The organism is Tamilnaduibacter salinus (genome assembly GCF_003096655.1).
GTDB classification, from domain to species: Bacteria; Pseudomonadota; Gammaproteobacteria; order Pseudomonadales; family Oleiphilaceae; genus Tamilnaduibacter; species Tamilnaduibacter salinus.
Genome location: NZ_QEKQ01000007.1, coordinates 185,982 through 201,738 on the forward strand (window position 1 = coordinate 185,982; position 15,757 = coordinate 201,738).

General features: G+C 61.7%; 15 protein-coding genes. 6 read left to right on the plus strand and 9 right to left on the minus strand.

The window, feature by feature from the left end:
* Positions 1 to 6: 6 nt before the first annotated feature.
* On the plus strand, positions 7 to 798 hold the full coding sequence (locus C8D92_RS11860; protein ID WP_165819272.1) for a CsiV family protein: 792 nt from the start codon (positions 7 to 9) through the stop codon (positions 796 to 798).
* On the opposite strand, the gene C8D92_RS11865 is transcribed toward C8D92_RS11860, so the two are convergent.
* The 5 genes from C8D92_RS11865 to C8D92_RS11885 form a co-directional block, all read right to left on the minus strand.
* Positions 792 to 1,556, minus strand: coding sequence for an S-methyl-5'-thioinosine phosphorylase (locus C8D92_RS11865; RefSeq protein WP_116919462.1), 765 nt, complete (start codon positions 1,554 to 1,556; stop codon positions 792 to 794). The genes C8D92_RS11860 and C8D92_RS11865 overlap by 7 nt on opposite strands.
* Positions 1,553 to 2,776, minus strand: coding sequence for a mechanosensitive ion channel family protein (locus C8D92_RS11870; protein ID WP_243402436.1), 1,224 nt, complete (start codon positions 2,774 to 2,776; stop codon positions 1,553 to 1,555). The genes C8D92_RS11865 and C8D92_RS11870 overlap by 4 nt, the downstream gene beginning before the upstream one ends.
* Positions 2,777 to 2,816: 40 nt before the next feature.
* Positions 2,817 to 3,320, minus strand: coding sequence for a L,D-transpeptidase (locus tag C8D92_RS11875; RefSeq protein ID WP_116919463.1), 504 nt, complete (start codon positions 3,318 to 3,320; stop codon positions 2,817 to 2,819).
* A gap of 98 nt (positions 3,321 to 3,418) precedes the next feature.
* Positions 3,419 to 4,078: a TetR/AcrR family transcriptional regulator gene (locus C8D92_RS11880; protein ID WP_095609514.1), complete on the minus strand. Its 660-nt coding sequence runs from the start codon at positions 4,076 to 4,078 to the stop codon at positions 3,419 to 3,421.
* Positions 4,079 to 4,138: 60 nt separating this feature from the next.
* Positions 4,139 to 5,077, minus strand: coding sequence for a hypothetical protein (locus tag C8D92_RS11885; RefSeq protein WP_207775167.1), 939 nt, complete (start codon positions 5,075 to 5,077; stop codon positions 4,139 to 4,141).
* Between the two features lie 77 nt (positions 5,078 to 5,154).
* On the opposite strand from C8D92_RS11885, the gene C8D92_RS11890 reads away from it, so the two are divergent.
* The 3 genes from C8D92_RS11890 to C8D92_RS11900 all read left to right on the plus strand — a co-directional run bounded on the left by C8D92_RS11890 (position 5,155) and on the right by C8D92_RS11900 (position 6,877).
* A complete protein-coding gene (locus tag C8D92_RS11890; RefSeq protein WP_116919464.1) occupies positions 5,155 to 5,763 on the plus strand; it encodes a riboflavin synthase subunit alpha in 609 nt (202 codons plus the stop codon).
* 116 nt (positions 5,764 to 5,879) lie between these two features.
* A complete protein-coding gene (locus C8D92_RS11895) occupies positions 5,880 to 6,296 on the plus strand; it encodes a hypothetical protein (RefSeq protein ID WP_095609512.1) in 417 nt (138 codons plus the stop codon).
* Positions 6,297 to 6,520: 224 nt separating this feature from the next.
* A complete protein-coding gene (locus C8D92_RS11900) occupies positions 6,521 to 6,877 on the plus strand; it encodes a TraR/DksA family transcriptional regulator (RefSeq protein WP_095609511.1) in 357 nt (118 codons plus the stop codon).
* Here the strand turns inward: C8D92_RS11900 and C8D92_RS11905 are convergent.
* The 4 genes from C8D92_RS11905 to C8D92_RS11920 form a co-directional block, all read right to left on the minus strand.
* Entirely contained in the window at positions 6,843 to 7,679 is an 837-nt protein-coding gene (locus C8D92_RS11905; RefSeq protein ID WP_116919465.1) for a hypothetical protein, read from the minus strand. The two genes, C8D92_RS11900 and C8D92_RS11905, sit on opposite strands and share 35 nt — an antisense overlap.
* 5 nt (positions 7,680 to 7,684) lie before the next feature.
* Positions 7,685 to 8,695, minus strand: coding sequence for a class I SAM-dependent methyltransferase (locus C8D92_RS11910; RefSeq protein WP_116919466.1), 1,011 nt, complete (start codon positions 8,693 to 8,695; stop codon positions 7,685 to 7,687).
* Positions 8,692 to 9,798 carry a tRNA-queuosine alpha-mannosyltransferase domain-containing protein gene (locus C8D92_RS11915; protein WP_116919467.1) on the minus strand — a complete coding sequence of 369 codons (1,107 nt, stop codon included), beginning with the start codon at positions 9,796 to 9,798 and terminating at the stop codon, positions 8,692 to 8,694. Before C8D92_RS11915 ends, C8D92_RS11910 begins: the two co-directional genes overlap by 4 nt.
* A 259-nt stretch (positions 9,799 to 10,057) precedes the next feature.
* Positions 10,058 to 11,578, minus strand: coding sequence for a fumarate hydratase (locus tag C8D92_RS11920; RefSeq protein WP_116919468.1), 1,521 nt, complete (start codon positions 11,576 to 11,578; stop codon positions 10,058 to 10,060).
* Between the two features lie 160 nt (positions 11,579 to 11,738).
* Between C8D92_RS11920 and C8D92_RS11925 the strand changes: the two genes are divergently transcribed.
* A complete protein-coding gene (locus C8D92_RS11925; RefSeq protein ID WP_095609506.1) occupies positions 11,739 to 12,512 on the plus strand; it encodes an enoyl-CoA hydratase in 774 nt (257 codons plus the stop codon).
* Between the two features lie 266 nt (positions 12,513 to 12,778).
* Positions 12,779 to 15,709, plus strand: coding sequence for a hypothetical protein (locus C8D92_RS11930; protein ID WP_116919469.1), 2,931 nt, complete (start codon positions 12,779 to 12,781; stop codon positions 15,707 to 15,709).
* Positions 15,710 to 15,757: the final 48 nt, after the last annotated feature.

Genomic DNA, 15,757 nt, shown 5'->3' on the forward strand with positions numbered 1-15,757 from the left:
ATTTCCATGCCGTTGCTGACCGCTCTTCGACACCCGGTCCGGGCTGCTGCCTGGCTGGTTCTCGCCGCCCCGTTCGCTGCATCGGCGCCACTGGCGGCGCAGACCACGGACGATGACAACCTCTATCGCGCCGAGCTTGTCCTCATGGAGCGACTGGAAAGCCGCGACGGCATCGTTGAGAAAATGGTAGATCGTTCGCCCGCGCCATTACCCGAGGAGGCCGAAGCGTTATGGATTCCGCAGGACGACGCCCCCGCGCTCTCTGACCGAGACCTGCTGCCAGCGGAGGAGATGCATCTCCGCGAAGCCGCCGCCCGTCTGGAACGCAGCGGCCGCTACCGGGTCCTGATGACCGCAGCGTGGCACCAACGCTATGCGCCCGGGTTCGACAGCGGCCCAATGATCGTGCAGCTCGGCGACAAACTGCCATTGCTGGGGGATCGCCGCCAGTTCGAGGGCAGCATCCGCATTGAGCGACGCCGTTACCTGCACGTCCACGCACGGATCCATCACTGGCGCACCACGATCCCGACCCTGCCCGAATTCACGTCATTGACCGACTCACCAATCGCTGCCGGGTTGTCTCCGCATGATGGCGCAGAGCAAGGGGAGATGGCACCAGCCCCCCTGGCATTACCGAAACGGGAACTGGTGACCTGGCTGCATGAAACACGGCGGATGCGCAGCGAAAAACTCCACTATCTGGACTCGCCCACCCTCGGTCTGCTGGTCTACTTCGAGCCGATCGACGCGGATGATATGGAGACCGGTACGCTTGAGACGGCCGGCGATCAGTAGGCAGCCGCCCTCGGGATTGCCCGCTCAAGCACGGCCCGGACGTCTGCCATTCCCCCGTCGAGCACGGCCCGGATGTCATCGAGGGTGATGGCCTCTTCGGTTTTTCCGGCCGCCCAATTCACAACCAGCGAGAGGCTGGCGTAGTCCATGCCGAGTTCGGCCGCCAACGCCGCCTCGGGCATCCCCGTCATACCCACCAGATCGGCACCGTCCCGCTCCAGCCGGGTGATCTCGGCGGCGGTTTCAAGCCGCGGCCCCTGCGTCGCGGCATAGGTGCCCTCAGGCACACAGCTCAATCCGGCCTGTTCCACTGCCGCGATCAGCACCGATCGAAGCGGCGCGCTGTAAGGCCATGTGAAATCAATGTGGGTGGTCTCCGCCAGCTTACCTTCAAACATGGTGTGGCCCCGACCCCAGGTGTAATCCAGAATCTGGTTTGGCACGACGAGTGTCGATGGGCCCATGTCCGGGTGAATGCCCCCGACGGCATTCACGCCAATCACACGCTTGACCCGCGCTTCCTGCAGCGCCCAGAGATTGGCCCGGTAATTCACCTGGTGGGGAGGAATGCGATGCGGACTGCCATGGCGGGCCAGAAAAACGACCGGAATACCGGCCAGGTGCCCCTCCGCGAGTGACGAGGACGGGATGCCCCAGGGAGTGCTCACCGCCTTTTCTTCAGTGATGGTCAGACCCTCAAGCGATTCAAGGCCGGTGCCTCCGATAATACCGATGCGCTCTGATTCGTGCTGACTCATGCTTCTCCATCCGTTTTGGGCCGGGCAAACTGGGCGCCCGGCCCCTGATGTTCCGGTTCCTGCGCCCGGGCGGCGGGTTCCGGAGGCTGCGGGCTCCCGTTGGCATCTGGTCCAGCGGAACGCAGCCGTACCGGGTCGGCGACATGCAGCGTCCGGGTCGGGAAGGCCACTTCCGCGCCGTGCTCAGCGATGATGTCGCTGATCCGCAGGAGCAGGTCCTGTTTGGTCGCCTGATAGTCGGCCCAGGCCAGGTTCGTTGTGAAGGTGTACACCATAATGTCCAACGACGACGCGTTAAAGCGGTCAAAATTGACGATGGTGAGCTGATCCTGATCAATGTCCCGGTGATTGCGCAGCATCTCTCGAATGGACTCGACGATGCTCGCCATATGCGCAACGTCCACATACCGGACCCCGACGGTTTCGTAGATCCGGCGGGCGACCATCCGTGATGGGTTCTCCACCGAAATGGTCGTGAAGAAAGCATTCGGGACGTACAGGGGACGCTGATCAAATGTCCGGATGGTGGTCAGACGCCAGCCGATGTGCTCGACAACACCTTCGATCTGCTTCTCGGGGGATTTCACCCAGTCACCGATCTTGAACGGCCTGTCCAGATGAATCATGAAACCGCCGAAGAAGTTCGCCAGCAGGTCTTTCGCGGCAAAACCAACGGCGATGCCACCGACGCCGCCGAATGCCAGCACCCCTGAAATACTGAAACCCAGCGACTGCATGGCCGTGAGTATCGCCACAATGACCACCACAGCACGCGCAAGCTTGGAGACGGCGCTGACCGTGGTGTAATCCATCGGCCGCTCCATCTTGAGCGGCGACACCATGATCTTTTCGGTCTGTCGGATGAATCCCCACAGGGTCCAGACCACCAGCACAATAATGCCGAGTTTGAGCAGCGTATTGTTCGCCTGGAAAAGCGCGGCTTCCGAGTAATGATGGGCAATATCGGCCGCCCAGTAGATGCCCTGAAGCCAGACGAGACCGAGCGCGGGCCGACGCAGCGCATGGAGCAATGCATCGTCCCAGAGGTTTCGGGACCTCTCCGCGCGCCGCTCCAGTCGGACGACGACCCGGCTGACGACAAACGCCACCGCCGCGGTCATCAGTACCAGTGCACCAATGGCGATCAATGCCCGCCACTCCTGTGATAGCAGGTTCCAGCTCTCGATCCACCGGGTAATGAAATCAGGCAGGTTTTTCAAAGGGTTCTCCGTTCAGCCAGCCAGATTGATCGTGCCGGTGTCAGTGCCGGTCATCCGTTGAAATTGTCACCGGCACACCGGGTGCTACCGCATCAAACAACGCCATGAGGTCGTCGTTACGCATGCGAATACAACCGTGAGAAGCCGGCACACCCATGGGCTCGGAGTCCGGCGTGCCATGAATATAGATGAAACGGCGCATGCTATCGACACGGCCGCCACGGTTGAAACCGGTTTCACGACCGCACAACCACAGAATCCGGGTCAGAATCCAGTCGCGTTCCGGGAACCGGGCCGCCAGCTCCGGGGAATAGATTTCACCGGTCGGCCGACGCCCGACAAAGACGGCCCCGCACGGCTGGCCACCACCGATGCAGGCGCGGATGTAGTGAGCACCACGGGGTGTTGCTCCGGAACCGTTGGCTTCGCCGGGGCCCTTGGCCGCGGTTGAGACCGGCCGGCTCCACTTCTTACCGGACGGTCCGTAGGCCGTCAGGCGCTGGTCCGGCAGACTGATATGGATGGACTCGATGTGCTCGAGCATGAACGCTCCTCTTCAGGAGGCCCCGAATGTCATGGCGGCAGGTTCTGCCACGCCCTTCGGAGCTGTTGCTGAGGTGCGCCGCGGCCCGGACAGCTCGATCAGGCCGGCGATGACACAAGAAGCGGATCCTCCGCCTGCATCCCGGCTGCCAGAAACGGCACCAGGCGTGAGGCAATTTCCTGAACTCGCGTGTCAACGCCCAACTTGTTCTGCAGGATGTCGCGCAGCGCGTCACTGCTGGACATGGTAAACGCCGTGGCGCCCAGCATAAACTGGATTCGCCAGTAACGATCAACAGCGGAGAGCTGTGGAGTCGCTTCCTTCAGAAGACGCATAAAACGCCCGAACGGCTCACTGTATTCCTCTTCTAAAAACTTCCGGAGGTGTCCCTGGGATTGCGTGTAAGCCAGCCCGAGCAGGCGCATGAAGATGGAAATACCCCGCTCGTTGCGATGCGGCATGCGGATCGCGCTCTCGGTCAGTGCCCAGAGCGTTGTGTGAAGACAGGGCGGCCGCCCTTTGCAGTTGGCTTCCAGCTCGTCAAACGCACTCTCCAGAGTCTGGGAATACGGGGTGAGAAAACGGGCGAACACCGCATGGATCAGTGCATTCTTGGATCCGAAATGGTAATTCACAGCCGCCAGATTCACACCCGCTTTGCTGGTGATCATGCGCAGGGAGGTCTCTGCAAAGCCGCGCTCGGCGAACAGCTCTTCTGCGGCATCAAGAATACGGTCAACGGTGTCGTTCTGGGCCATGGGAAGCGCTTGTTATTGTCCAAACATACGTTTGAAACATACGTTTGACCCAGAATGTTGTCAAGTTGTCGCTGGCGGCGTTCCTGCCTCGTTGTCGGATTCGTCCGTCGTGGACTCGTCGTCCGCGTCCTCCGAGGATGACACCTCCTCCACGACCCATCCTTCGTCGATGGCCTGTTGATGGCCTTCAAAATAGGCGTTCTGCAACCGATGGTAGGCCTTTTCAGCTTCCATGAGAAAAATCAGGTACAGCCGCAGATGATCGCGCCGCCTGATGTGGCGAGCCAGTTGGCGTTGCTCGGAAAGCCGGACGATGGACGAGAAACGCGTTGAGCGCAGCGCCGGGTTGAAATCCGCCATCATCGCGCATTGCCAGGCCAGACCTTCGTGGCCCTCCAGATGTTCCACATGCATGCGCCCTTCCCGCAGGCGCTGGTGACGACGCAGCACAAGCTCAAGGTAGGTCGGCTGACTGGAAAAGAGACGTCGAACGAAGGGCACACCGGCCAACAGGATCAGCACAAAGACCCCAAAACCGCCGCCCGCGATCCATGCCGGTACGAATCCGGGAATGCCAGCCAGGAAAACGACGGCAGACAGAACCACGAAAGCCAGCCACAGGTCACGTCGGCGACGAGCCGAAATCACCTCGAAATTCGTTGGCCAATCCGGAATGGAAAGACGATCAAAATCCAGCAGCAATACACGCTCACACTGTCTCAACAGACGACGGCGCCCCATCTGACGCGCCATGACGTCCGCCTCTTCTTCCGCGTCGGTCTCATCGTCTGGCGCTTCTTCCGCTCCGGCGTCGTGTTCGCTTTCATCGACTGTCGCCGCCACCTCAGTGGTCGGCTGTTCCGGCGTCTCCCGTTGACGACGCACCACCGCACCACCGGCCTCGGCAGGCTCCGAAGACGGCGGCTGGTCAGCCGGCCGGCCCGGGCGCAGCACCGGTTGGCGGGGATCGGTGTTGGAGTCAGTGGATTCGTCAGCCATAAGCCCTTGTCCGGGTTCCTTTTGGGAGCACCTGCCGGTATTCTAGACCAGATTTTCAGGCGCCATCAGGAGTGTGTATGTTCACAGGCATTATCCAGGGGCTGGCCCGGGTTGAGCACATCGAGCGTCAAACCGGTCTGAGCCGGTTCCGGCTTCGTTTCCCGCCCGAACACCTGGACGCGGTCCAGACCGGCGCCTCCGTCTCAATAGACGGTGTCTGCCTGACCGTCACGAATCAGGAGGGCGACTGCCTGTTCTTCGATGCCATGCAGGAAACCCTCCGGCTGACCCACCTTGGTGACCTGAATACCGGGGACGTCGTCAATTTCGAGCGGGCCGCCCGCATTGGCGACGAAATCGGCGGACACCTCCTGTCCGGCCACGTCCACACGACGGCGGAAGTCATTGCCATCGACACGCCGGAGAACAACCGAACCATCACATTCCGGGTACCTGATGACTGGTGCCGCTACCTGTTTCCAAAAGGCTATATCGCCATCAATGGCGCAAGCCTGACCATCGGCGACGTTGTTGACGACACCTTCAACGTTCACCTCATCCCGGAAACCCTGCGCGTAACGACCTTTGCCAACCTGTCCGTCGGTGACCGCGTGAATGTCGAGATCGACAGCCAGACCCAGACGGTGGTGGATACCATCGAACGAATGGGCCTCCGGCCGCGTTGAGCCCCTGACGCCTTTGGCCCAATCAGACCAGATCCCATGCCGGAATTAGGCTGATTATTCTAATCCTGCTCCGTAACCTGCTCTCTAAATTGACACGACAGCAGACAGGAGTATCCATGCTGCAGGACACACTGAACAATGTCAGCGCCGCGCGTGAAAAGCTGCAATCGCGCGTCCAGCCCCAGGTGGACCAGGCCAGCGCTGAGCTGAAGAAAGTACTCAGCGATCTGGGCGTCGAAGTCACGGGTGAAACGCGCCTCCAGGAGCTGGTCACTCAGCTCCGCGAGCGCAACCCGTCGCTTCGGTCATTTACCCGCAATCTGGACGTCGCCACCTACGACCTGCGCAAGAAACTCTGGTGGAACGCCAATATGATGTCCGCTTACGTCGCCGATCAGGCGGGCCAGCGTTACGAAGCCGAGGTCAAGCCCAAGCTTCAACACTACCGCCAGACCGCGGAGAGTCGGGCGCGCACTCTCTTCGAGCAGATTCGTGAACTGGCACCCGCCAGTCAGCGCGCCGAGTCCGAGTAGACACTGATTGGGGAACGCGGGACATAGTGTCCCGCACGATCCACCCTTCGATTTCAGGTTGCTTGCCACCCTTAAGCGACCTGTCCTTTGGCCCCTCCACCCCAGGGGCTTTTTTTTATGTCACAATTTTGGCAGGTCGCAACGACAGCACGTCGCGATCGGCAAACCGGTTCCGTGAGCACCCCTCGTCCACTCAGTCATGACTGCCAGAGGGAATGCCATGCATGCTTGATGACACGCAACTCGCCGCCCTTCATCAACAACTCCAGGAGCGCGAAAAGCAGCTCACGGAAGTCCTGAACAGCGTTTCAGACCGAACGCAGACGGTGGCGCTCGACCAGCAGAGCACCGGTCGGGTCTCGCGGGGCGATGCCTTGCAGCAACAGGCCATGGCGATCGCCAACGAGAACCAGTACAAACGCGAACTCCAGCAAGTGCGGGCCGCCCTGAGGCGGATGGACGAGGACGACTACGGTTTCTGCGACGAGTGTGGTGAGGACATCCCCTACCCGCGACTGTCCGTGAAACCGGAAGTCACTCTCTGCCTCAATTGTCAGTCTGCCCGGGAAGGCGCCAACTGATGGCGAGAAACCAGGCATTGGCGGACGACGGGGTCCGCTCTGCCCCACGACCGTCTTCCAGACGATAGGACCAACGCCGGTCCATCAAGCGGGCCACGCCGGCGGCCAGCGCCACCTTCGGCAGGACACGCCACTGCAGGGCCAGGTCGGCCCGCCAGCGTGTCTGTTCGAGACGACTGACCCGGGTCCGGCTTTCATCCCGGACCTGCCATTGCCCGCCATCCGGAAACACGTCCAGCGAGAGCCGCCAGCGCTCGGTGACCCGCCATTCAACGCCATTCGATGGCAGGCCCAGCGTCAGCTCAAACGCCTCGCCCAGCGTCGTCTGCCACTGCACCAACGGCCAGGGCGCATAGTCACCGAAGCGATCATCCACGCCGATGCCCCAGCGCCAGTCGCCACCGGCCAGTCCCACCGTGCGGCGCACCACACGACCGTCGAGGCGCCAGTCGTCAAGACGCATCGATGCCGGATGCCGAAGCACATTGGAGGAAACCGCCAACGTCGGGGCGAGCGAGACGTCCCAGGCGCCCACCCGATCCGACCACCCAACGGCCAACTGATGGACATGGCCGTTGGTCGCCGGTGGCACACCATTCCGCGGCAGCAGCTCTAACACCCGGTATTCATGGTCCAGAGACCAGACACGGTGCTCGTCCGGTCGGACCATGACGGCCGACACCGTTTCGCGGTACGGCGCGCTCCGGTCAGCCTCCGCCCCGCTCACCCGAGCGGACAGTTCCGCCCGGGCAGGCGCCATGATCGCCACACCCAGAAGAAACAGAGCCAATCGTCCCATCATCGTTGTCACCCGAATGCACGGTACACCACAAACCGGTCGTTCGACGCCAGCTTCTCGCACCGTCCGACATACCGCCCGATCAACGCTTCATAGGGGAGGAACCGGTTCGCGACCAGGCGCAGCTCGCCACCCGGTGCCAGATGAGCCCGGCAGGATGTCAGGAAGGCCTCGGTGGCGGCCGTGGTGGTCTCCACACCCAGGTGGAAGGGTGGGTTGGATACAATCAGTTGGTACCGCCGCCCAACCTCATTGAGCCCATCGGAGGCCCAGACCTCACCGTCCACCCCCGCACGAGACAGGGTCTGACGCGCGCAGTACACTGCCTGGGCCTGTGCGTCCACGCCGTGCAATACCTCGCGATCAGACGGATGCCCCAACGCGGTCATGATGACCCCGGCCCCACAGGCAAAGTCGAGCACAGACCCCGCCACCGGCGGCTCGGAATCCAGCGTACCCAGTAACAGGGCCGTGCCCTCATCCAGACGCCCGTCGCTGAACACGCCCGGCAGGTGCGCCAGCGACCATGTCAGACCAATGTCGTGCCACTCCAGCCAGTCCGACAGCCGGAACGGCTCGGCACCCGCTGGAATGTCGGCCTGCCACACCTGACAGTGGCGGGCGCTGTCGATTTTTCGCGCGTTCGGGAACAGGTCCTTCAGTAGCCGGGAACCACCGCCGACCCCCTCTTTCTTACCACCCACCAGCCAGCACTCGCCTCCCGGCGCCAGACTCCGGGCCAGGGCCAGACGCATCGCCAATTCCCTGCGGGATTTGGGCATGAAGACCACAACGCCCTCCACCTCGCCCGGCGTCAGGGCGGGGTCGTCGTAGCCAAACGCAACACGCCAGCCGGGCCCACAACCGGCGATCAGATCATCATACGTGCCCCGGTGTTCGGTCATTGCCAGCCCTCCCCCCAACTCATTCGTCAGGGTCGGCTCGGCAACGCCGATCAGCGCGACACGCTCTGGCAACTCGTCCGCGCTGCGCAGCAACGCGTCATGGGTTTTCATCATGAGACCGCTCTCCGCCGTGTCGCATGAATGATCTCCGTATATCGACCGGCAAGCCGCGACAATCGCCAGGCCTCGGGTGGCGCCGCCTTGGCATCCGCCGCCGACAACAGGCGCACAAGATGCTCCGCCGCGCCCTCCCCCTCCCGGATCGGATCATCCTCCAGAGACGGGTAGCGCTGCGTCTCCGGCACGTACTCAGGATACGCCAGACGATCAGGCGCCAGCGCCAGACAGCCCGATGCCATTCCTTCGAGCATCGACAACCCCTGAAAATCGTGCAACGCCGTGGAAAGCACCACGTCCGCCGTGACCAGCAACCGGTCATAGTCCGCCCGGTCTTCCACGTAGCCCCAGTGGACCAGCCGTTGACCGAACCGCGACTGAATCTCGGCGAATGCCTCTGGTTCGCGACGGAACTGCTGCCCCACCACACTCAACCGGTATGGTTGCTCCAACGACTCCAACCGCGCCAGCATCGCCACCAGGCGGTCCGGCCCCTTGTCGTACTCCCAGCGATGGTTCCACAACAGATGGGGAGTCTGACGATCCACAGGCTGAGAGCGCTCGCGGAACAGGCCATCACTGATCGGGACCGGCAAGACGTCGCTTTTCGCGCGAATCCGTTCCGTCGCCGTCTGCGGCTTGCGATCCGGCATACGCCGGAGAAAGCGGCTCGTCCCGGCGAGAAAGCTCTCCCGGTTCCACTCACTGTTGAACACGACCCGATCCGCCGCCAGCGCGCTGAACAGGTTTACCATCACCGGCTCCGCACTGGAATGCTGCCGCCCGGAGCCGGGATACGCCACCTGATTCTCGTGCATGTACAGCAGCGTGGGAACGTGCGCCAGATGAGGATGAAACGCCCGCAGTCCCGCCAGGTCCACCATGGAGGTGGCCAGAATCAGATCCCAGGACTCGCCAAACTCCGGCGCCTCCAGCCAGCTCAACGCATTGCCACGAATCCGCCAGCGAAAATGCCGAGCCGGTAACGCCAGTGACGACCATTCAAACGACGGCTGACTCGCCACCAGCTGCTCCCGCCAGCGGCGGTGGCTGGCGGCGTCGTAGCCGGAGAGAAGGAGGATTCGGGGTCGGTCAGACATGGGGAATTTCCGGGTTCGCCGCGGAATCCGCGGAAACAAAGATATTAGCCACGGAAACCACGGAAGAACACGGAAACCGCCCTTCGGGCGGGAAAAAATTCTGAAAGTTTTGGAGTTCTTGTGGCCTGATTCTCGGGCGTTTGCCCGCCTTAGAACTGTCAGACTTTAAAACCTTAAAACCGTTATTTTTCCGTGTTCTTCCGTGGTTTCCGTGGCCATTCGTTCGTTACTTTTCCGCGTCCTTCCGCGGGTTCAGCGGCTATTCATTCACCGCTTTCGCGTCGATGATCTTGGCGTGCCACTCGGCCGGGCCGACCTGGTGGACGGATTTGCCGTCGGTATCGACCGCGACGGAGACGGGCATGTCTTCGACCTCAAACTCGTAGATCGCTTCCATGCCCAGCTCCTCGAAAGCCACGACCTTGGCGTCTTTGATGGCCTTGGAGACCAGGTACGCGGAGCCGCCGACGGCCATCAGGTACACCGCACCGAATTGGCGAATGGCGTCGATGGCCACCTGCCCGCGCTCGGCCTTGCCGATCATGCCCAGCAGGCCGGTCTGTTCCAGCATGGTGTGGGTGAACTTGTCCATGCGCGTCGACGTCGTCGGGCCAGCCGGGCCAACCACTTCGTCCCGGACCGGATTCACCGGACCGACGTAATAGATGAAGCGGCCTTTCAGGTCGACAGGCAGTTCCTCGCCCTTCTGGATCATGTCGACCATCTTCTTGTGAGCGGCGTCCCGGCCCGTCAGCATCTTGCCCGACAGCAGGACGGTCTCACCCGGCTGCCAGTCCTTGACGTCCTCGGCCGTCACCGTGTCGAGGTTCACCCGGCGGACGTCGTCGCCGACTTCCCAGGTGATTTCCGGCCAGTCATCCAGATTCGGCGGCGTCTGCAGGGACGGGCCGGACCCATCCAGCGTGAAGTGCGCGTGACGGGTCGCCGCACAGTTCGGGATAATTGCCACCGGCTTGTTGGCGGCGTGCGTGGGATAATCCTTCACCTTCACATCCAGCACGGTGGTCAGGCCGCCCAGGCCCTGGGCGCCGATGCCCAGCTCGTTGACCTTCTCGAACAGTTCAAGACGCAGCTCCTCGGAGCGGTTGTTCGCGCCGCGCTCCTTCAGGTCGTGAATGTCGATCGGGTCCAGCAGCGACTCCTTCGCCAGCTCCATCGCCTTTTCAGCGGTGCCACCAATGCCGATACCCAACATGCCTGGCGGGCACCAGCCGGCACCCATCTTCGGCACCTGCTCCAGCACCCAATCCACCACCGAGTCAGAGGGGTTGAGCATGGCAAACTTGGACTTGGCCTCAGAGCCGCCGCCCTTGGCCGCGACGTGGACCTCCACCGTGTCGCCCGGCACCATCTTGTAGTGGATGATGGCCGGCGTATTGTCCTTCGTATTGGCGCGCTTACCGTCCGGATCGGCCAGCACCGACGCCCGCAACACATTATCCTCGTGGGTATAGGCCCGGCGCACGCCCTCATTGATGATGTCGTCCAGCGGCCTGTCGGCATCCCAGGTCACGTTCATGCCGATGGTGACGAACACCGTCACGATGCCCGTGTCCTGACAGATGGGGCGCTTGCCCTGCGCGCACATGCGCGAATTGATGAGAATCTGCGCCATGGCGTCCTTCGCCGCCTGAGACTCCTCTTTCTGATAGGCCTCGTGCACGCCCTGAATAAAATCCTTCGGGTGGTAATAGGAGATGAACTGCAGCGCGTCGGCCACACTCTCGATCAGGTCGTCCTGTCGGATCACGGTCGTCATGGGTCTCTCTCTTCTTTGATTGCACTCGTTTGTCGGCCACGGTGCCGTCATGGAATGCCGCGGATTCTACCACCCGGGAGAGAGCCGGAACAGAATTAGAACCGCCCGCACAAATCCGTTAGATTGTTCCAGACCACAGAAATCACAGGCAGGAGTACGCGTGACCAATCTGATCCTCACCGAACAGCACGACCGGGTTCTGGTCGTCCGCATCAACCGGCCGGAGCGCAAGAACGCGCTGACCCATGCCATGTACGACGGGCTGGCGGATGCCCTGATGGAGGCGGAACAGGACAGCGCCATTCGCTGCACCCTGTTCACCGGTAATACGGACTGCTTCACCGCCGGCAACGACCTGAGCGATTTCGCCGACGGGCTGCCGGGCGATTTCGAGGAAACGCCGGTCGGGCGTTTCCTCTTCGGGCTCGCAAACGCCTCAAAACCCGTTGTTGCCGCCGTGAACGGCCCGGCCGTCGGCATCGGCACCACCATGCTGATGCACTGCGACCTGGTATTCGCCGGCGACAACGCCCGATTCCAGATGCCGTTCGCGAATCTGGGGCTTTGCCCGGAAGGCGGCTCCAGCTTATTGCTCCCGCAATGGCTGGGGCGCGTAAGGGCGTCCGAACTGTTGATGCTGGGAACGCGGTTTTCCGCCGAGGACGCGGACCGCCTCGGACTGATCAACCGGATCTGCCCGCCCGACAGCACCGAGACAACGGCGTTGGAGGTATGCCAGCAACTCGCGTCACAGCCACCGGCCGCGATTCGCGCGACCAAACAGCTCATCAACCGGGCCACGTCCGAGCGGCTGAACGCCACCATGCAGGCCGAGGGACGGCTATTTGCCGACCGCCTGCAATCACCGGAAGCGGCCGAGGCGTTTGCTGCATTCGCAGAGAAGCGCACGCCTGATTTCTCAAGCTTCGAGTGACCGCCTCCGCCATCGCGCCGTACTCGACAAACGGCGTGGCGCGGGCTATTTTTCAATGGATACCATTCACAGGACGTGGAGAGGTTCCGCGCGAGAATCACACTTTAGTGCGATCAAAGGGGCTCATCCCGTCGGCTATAGTCGAAGGGAGAATAATGCGCTGACCGGGAGCATCCCGGGACTTCAGACAGACAGGCGACCGGCCTGCTCCGCCAAAGTCGGGCCGGGCCAGAATAACGAGACAACAACAGGAAAAGGTTCCACCCATGTATAAAAAAACCCTCTTAAGCCTTGCCGTGGCGTCCAGTGTTGGCCTGACCGGCTGCCTGGACGACAGCTCCGTCGGAGGCAACGCCAACCCGGACTACAAGATCGAGAACGAAAACTTCTCGGGTAAGACCTGGCCGCTGTTCAACCCGGCGACCAGCGAGGTGCCACTCCCGAACGACTTCATTTTCGATTCGGAAGCGGGCGATGGAACCTTCGCGGTGGCCGACACGCAGCCGCCCGTTACAACGGCCCTGAACAGCCTCAGTGGCGCGTCCACCGTCGCGCCTGCAGTGATTCAGTTCAATGGCCAGATCGATGCCGACACCGTCGTGCTTGGCGAAACGATCTTCGTCGTCGCCGTCAACTACGCCAGCGGCGACCCCGTACAAGCGCTGTCATTGGGGGCTCCTCCGAGCGATGGAACGGCTCTGACAGATACCGAGATACGCCCCGATGTTGAAAACCTGGACGGCCAATCAGCCATTAGATTGCTGCCTCTCAAGCCGCTCGACCCGCGGCAACGCTATGTTGTGGGCATTACCAAGGGCGTAAAAGACGTCAATGGCGAACCGATCGTCGCTTCCCCATCCTACTCCAGCCTCACGAACCCAGACGAAGCGCTGGTGTCGGATGCGTTGGCTCCAATTCGAGGTCTAATCAACGGCTTCTGGGAGCCCAAGCTTGCGGAGACTACCGGCACAAACCCTAATGATTTCGCAATGACATACAGCTTCACCACCTCCAACGATGAGAAGGTGCTGGAGTACATTGCCGAGCCAGGCATCTGGTTTGCCGATCAGCTCGAAACATTCGTCGGCGTCAGCACCTCACGGCAGGTGACCGGTGCCGCCCGCTTCCTCGGTGGCGACGAGCTGACCGTTGACGGCGGCTGGGACATCAACGGCGACGGCAGCGTCACGGCGGCCGATTTTGACGTGAACGAAGACGGCAATCTCACGGCGGTCGACTTTGATTTTGATGGCAATGGCGAACTCGGCTACGCCGATATCAATTTGGCGATTCAAGGCGATCAACAGAAAGGCATCCCAGGCGCCTTCCCCTCGTTCCCAAGTGCAGGCCTTAAGGCCTCTCTCAGCCCAATCTTTGACAACCCACCGAATGGGGATCCCAAGGGCTGCGCTGGTCTAACCAATGTGGCGGCAATGAAATGCGCGGGCAACGCGCTTGCCTCACAGTTTGAAGGGCTCCTGCCCGATATCAGTGACGGTGGCATCTCTTTTGATTCCGCAAAAGAGGTTGGAAAAGTGTCCCTCGCCGCAAGCACCGTTCTTCAAAAACTGACCGCCAATCAAGACACGCCGATGCCCAGCGGTGTCGTCGCGGCACAAGGCTCTATCGAACTGCCGTACTACCTAGGAACCAGTAAGAGCAAGGTACAGAGCGTCAACTGGGAAGCCGACGCCGGGCTGGCAGCCGGACTCAACGCCGCATTTGAGCCGCTCGGCCTGAGCATCCCTCAAGCGGACCCGTCGGTGTCCAAAGCGGTTAACTACATCTTCCCGTTCCCGAAAGAGCGGCAAGTCGTTGATGCTCCGGTGCTCGCACTTTACCCCGATACCGGGACCATCAAAGGGGTCGTCATGTATCAACATGGCATCACGACAGACCGTAGCGCGGCTCTGACGTTCGGTACCGCACTGGCCGGATACGGCTACGCGGTCATTGCCATTGATCAGCCTCTGCACGGCGTGACTCCTTTCTCCACGGACGACCAGGAAGCAACTGCTGTTCAACTTCTTGTTAGCGGCGGGGTGGCCAAAGAAGCGGCTCAGCAGCTGGCGCCTGCTGTTGTCGCCGGCGATCAGCAGACTGTCGCAACCGCTATCGAAGCGAACACAGACCAGAATCAGACTGAAGCGAACGCAACTGCCGCCGCCCTTATCAGCACTGTGTCTCGGGCTGGGAGCACCGTGCCGGGCTTGGCAAACAGCGGTAACGAGCGTCACTTCAACCTCTTCGCCAACGCTCAGGGCCAGATTCAAAGCATGACCTTCGATACCAGCAACGCTGTCGGCGCTGGAGAGTCAGGCAGCCTGTATATCAATCTGAACAACTTCCTGGCGGCTCGTGACAACAACCGTCAGAGCGCCCTGGATCAGATGACTCTGCGAGCCAGTCTCGAAGGGCTTGAATTGCCCGCAGCGGGCATGGGGTCAACACTCGAAACTCTTGACACTGACTTCGCGTCGGACGGTACACCTCCAGAACACTCTGTCTTCTTTGCCGGACATTCTCTGGGGACGATCACCGGTACGCCTTACATCAGTTCTGTCAATCAAAACAGCCTGAACATCGCGGCCGACGCTTCAGGTAACCCGACCGGCAGCGCGCTTCCAATTGCGAGCGTGAACAACGACATCGCAGCCGCCAGCATGCTGACTCCGGGCGGTGGCGTGGTTCGTCTGCTGGAAAACTCGCCCACGTTCGCGCCGCAGATCCTTCTGGGCCTGCAGCAGAACGGCATTGAGCAAGGCAGTGCCAGCTTCGAGACGTTCATGAACGTCTTCCAGCACGCCATCGACTCGGCCGATCCGGTGAACTTCACCGACAACAGCGGTCTGCGGACGACGACGCAGCTTCTCTCCATGGTCGAAGGCGATTCGGTGATCCCGAATGCGGCGGACGCTGACGTCTGGGGTGACGGAAACGGCCCACTGAACCGGACCGTTCCGGCCGACGAAAGCGCGGCCCCCGTACCGGTGACCGTCAACAGCTTCCCGGCGCCGCTGGCAGGCAGCCTGCCGCTGACTCAGGCCTTCGGCACTGGCATTACGGATGGTCAGAACAGCCCGCTGTTCTCAACCTATTCCAGCGGCTCTCACAGCACGCCCGTCAGCGCCTCACCGGCCAGCGTGTTCGTGCAGATGGTTCTGGAAACGGATGCCACGTTCAATCCACAGAACTGATTGACTGCATCAACCCAAGAGCAAGAAAGCCCCCGGTTTCCGGGGGCT

What these genes read in the sequence shown, in the direction of transcription:
- C8D92_RS11860 (WP_165819272.1), top strand. Translation starts at nt 7, where the DNA reads ATGCCGTTGCTGACCGCTCTTCGACACCCGGTCCGGGCTGCTGCCTGG.
- C8D92_RS11865 (WP_116919462.1), bottom strand. Translation starts at nt 1,556, where the DNA reads ATGAGTCAGCACGAATCAGAGCGCATCGGTATTATCGGAGGCACCGGC.
- C8D92_RS11875 (WP_116919463.1), bottom strand. Translation starts at nt 3,320, where the DNA reads ATGCTCGAGCACATCGAGTCCATCCATATCAGTCTGCCGGACCAGCGC.
- C8D92_RS11880 (WP_095609514.1), bottom strand. Translation starts at nt 4,078, where the DNA reads ATGGCCCAGAACGACACCGTTGACCGTATTCTTGATGCCGCAGAAGAG.
- C8D92_RS11885 (WP_207775167.1), bottom strand. Translation starts at nt 5,077, where the DNA reads ATGGCTGACGAATCCACTGACTCCAACACCGATCCCCGCCAACCGGTG.
- C8D92_RS11890 (WP_116919464.1), top strand. Translation starts at nt 5,155, where the DNA reads ATGTTCACAGGCATTATCCAGGGGCTGGCCCGGGTTGAGCACATCGAG.
- C8D92_RS11895 (WP_095609512.1), top strand. Translation starts at nt 5,880, where the DNA reads ATGCTGCAGGACACACTGAACAATGTCAGCGCCGCGCGTGAAAAGCTG.
- C8D92_RS11900 (WP_095609511.1), top strand. Translation starts at nt 6,521, where the DNA reads ATGCTTGATGACACGCAACTCGCCGCCCTTCATCAACAACTCCAGGAG.
- C8D92_RS11905 (WP_116919465.1), bottom strand. Translation starts at nt 7,679, where the DNA reads ATGATGGGACGATTGGCTCTGTTTCTTCTGGGTGTGGCGATCATGGCG.
- C8D92_RS11910 (WP_116919466.1), bottom strand. Translation starts at nt 8,695, where the DNA reads ATGATGAAAACCCATGACGCGTTGCTGCGCAGCGCGGACGAGTTGCCA.
- C8D92_RS11915 (WP_116919467.1), bottom strand. Translation starts at nt 9,798, where the DNA reads ATGTCTGACCGACCCCGAATCCTCCTTCTCTCCGGCTACGACGCCGCC.
- C8D92_RS11920 (WP_116919468.1), bottom strand. Translation starts at nt 11,578, where the DNA reads ATGACGACCGTGATCCGACAGGACGACCTGATCGAGAGTGTGGCCGAC.
- C8D92_RS11930 (WP_116919469.1), top strand. Translation starts at nt 12,779, where the DNA reads ATGTATAAAAAAACCCTCTTAAGCCTTGCCGTGGCGTCCAGTGTTGGC.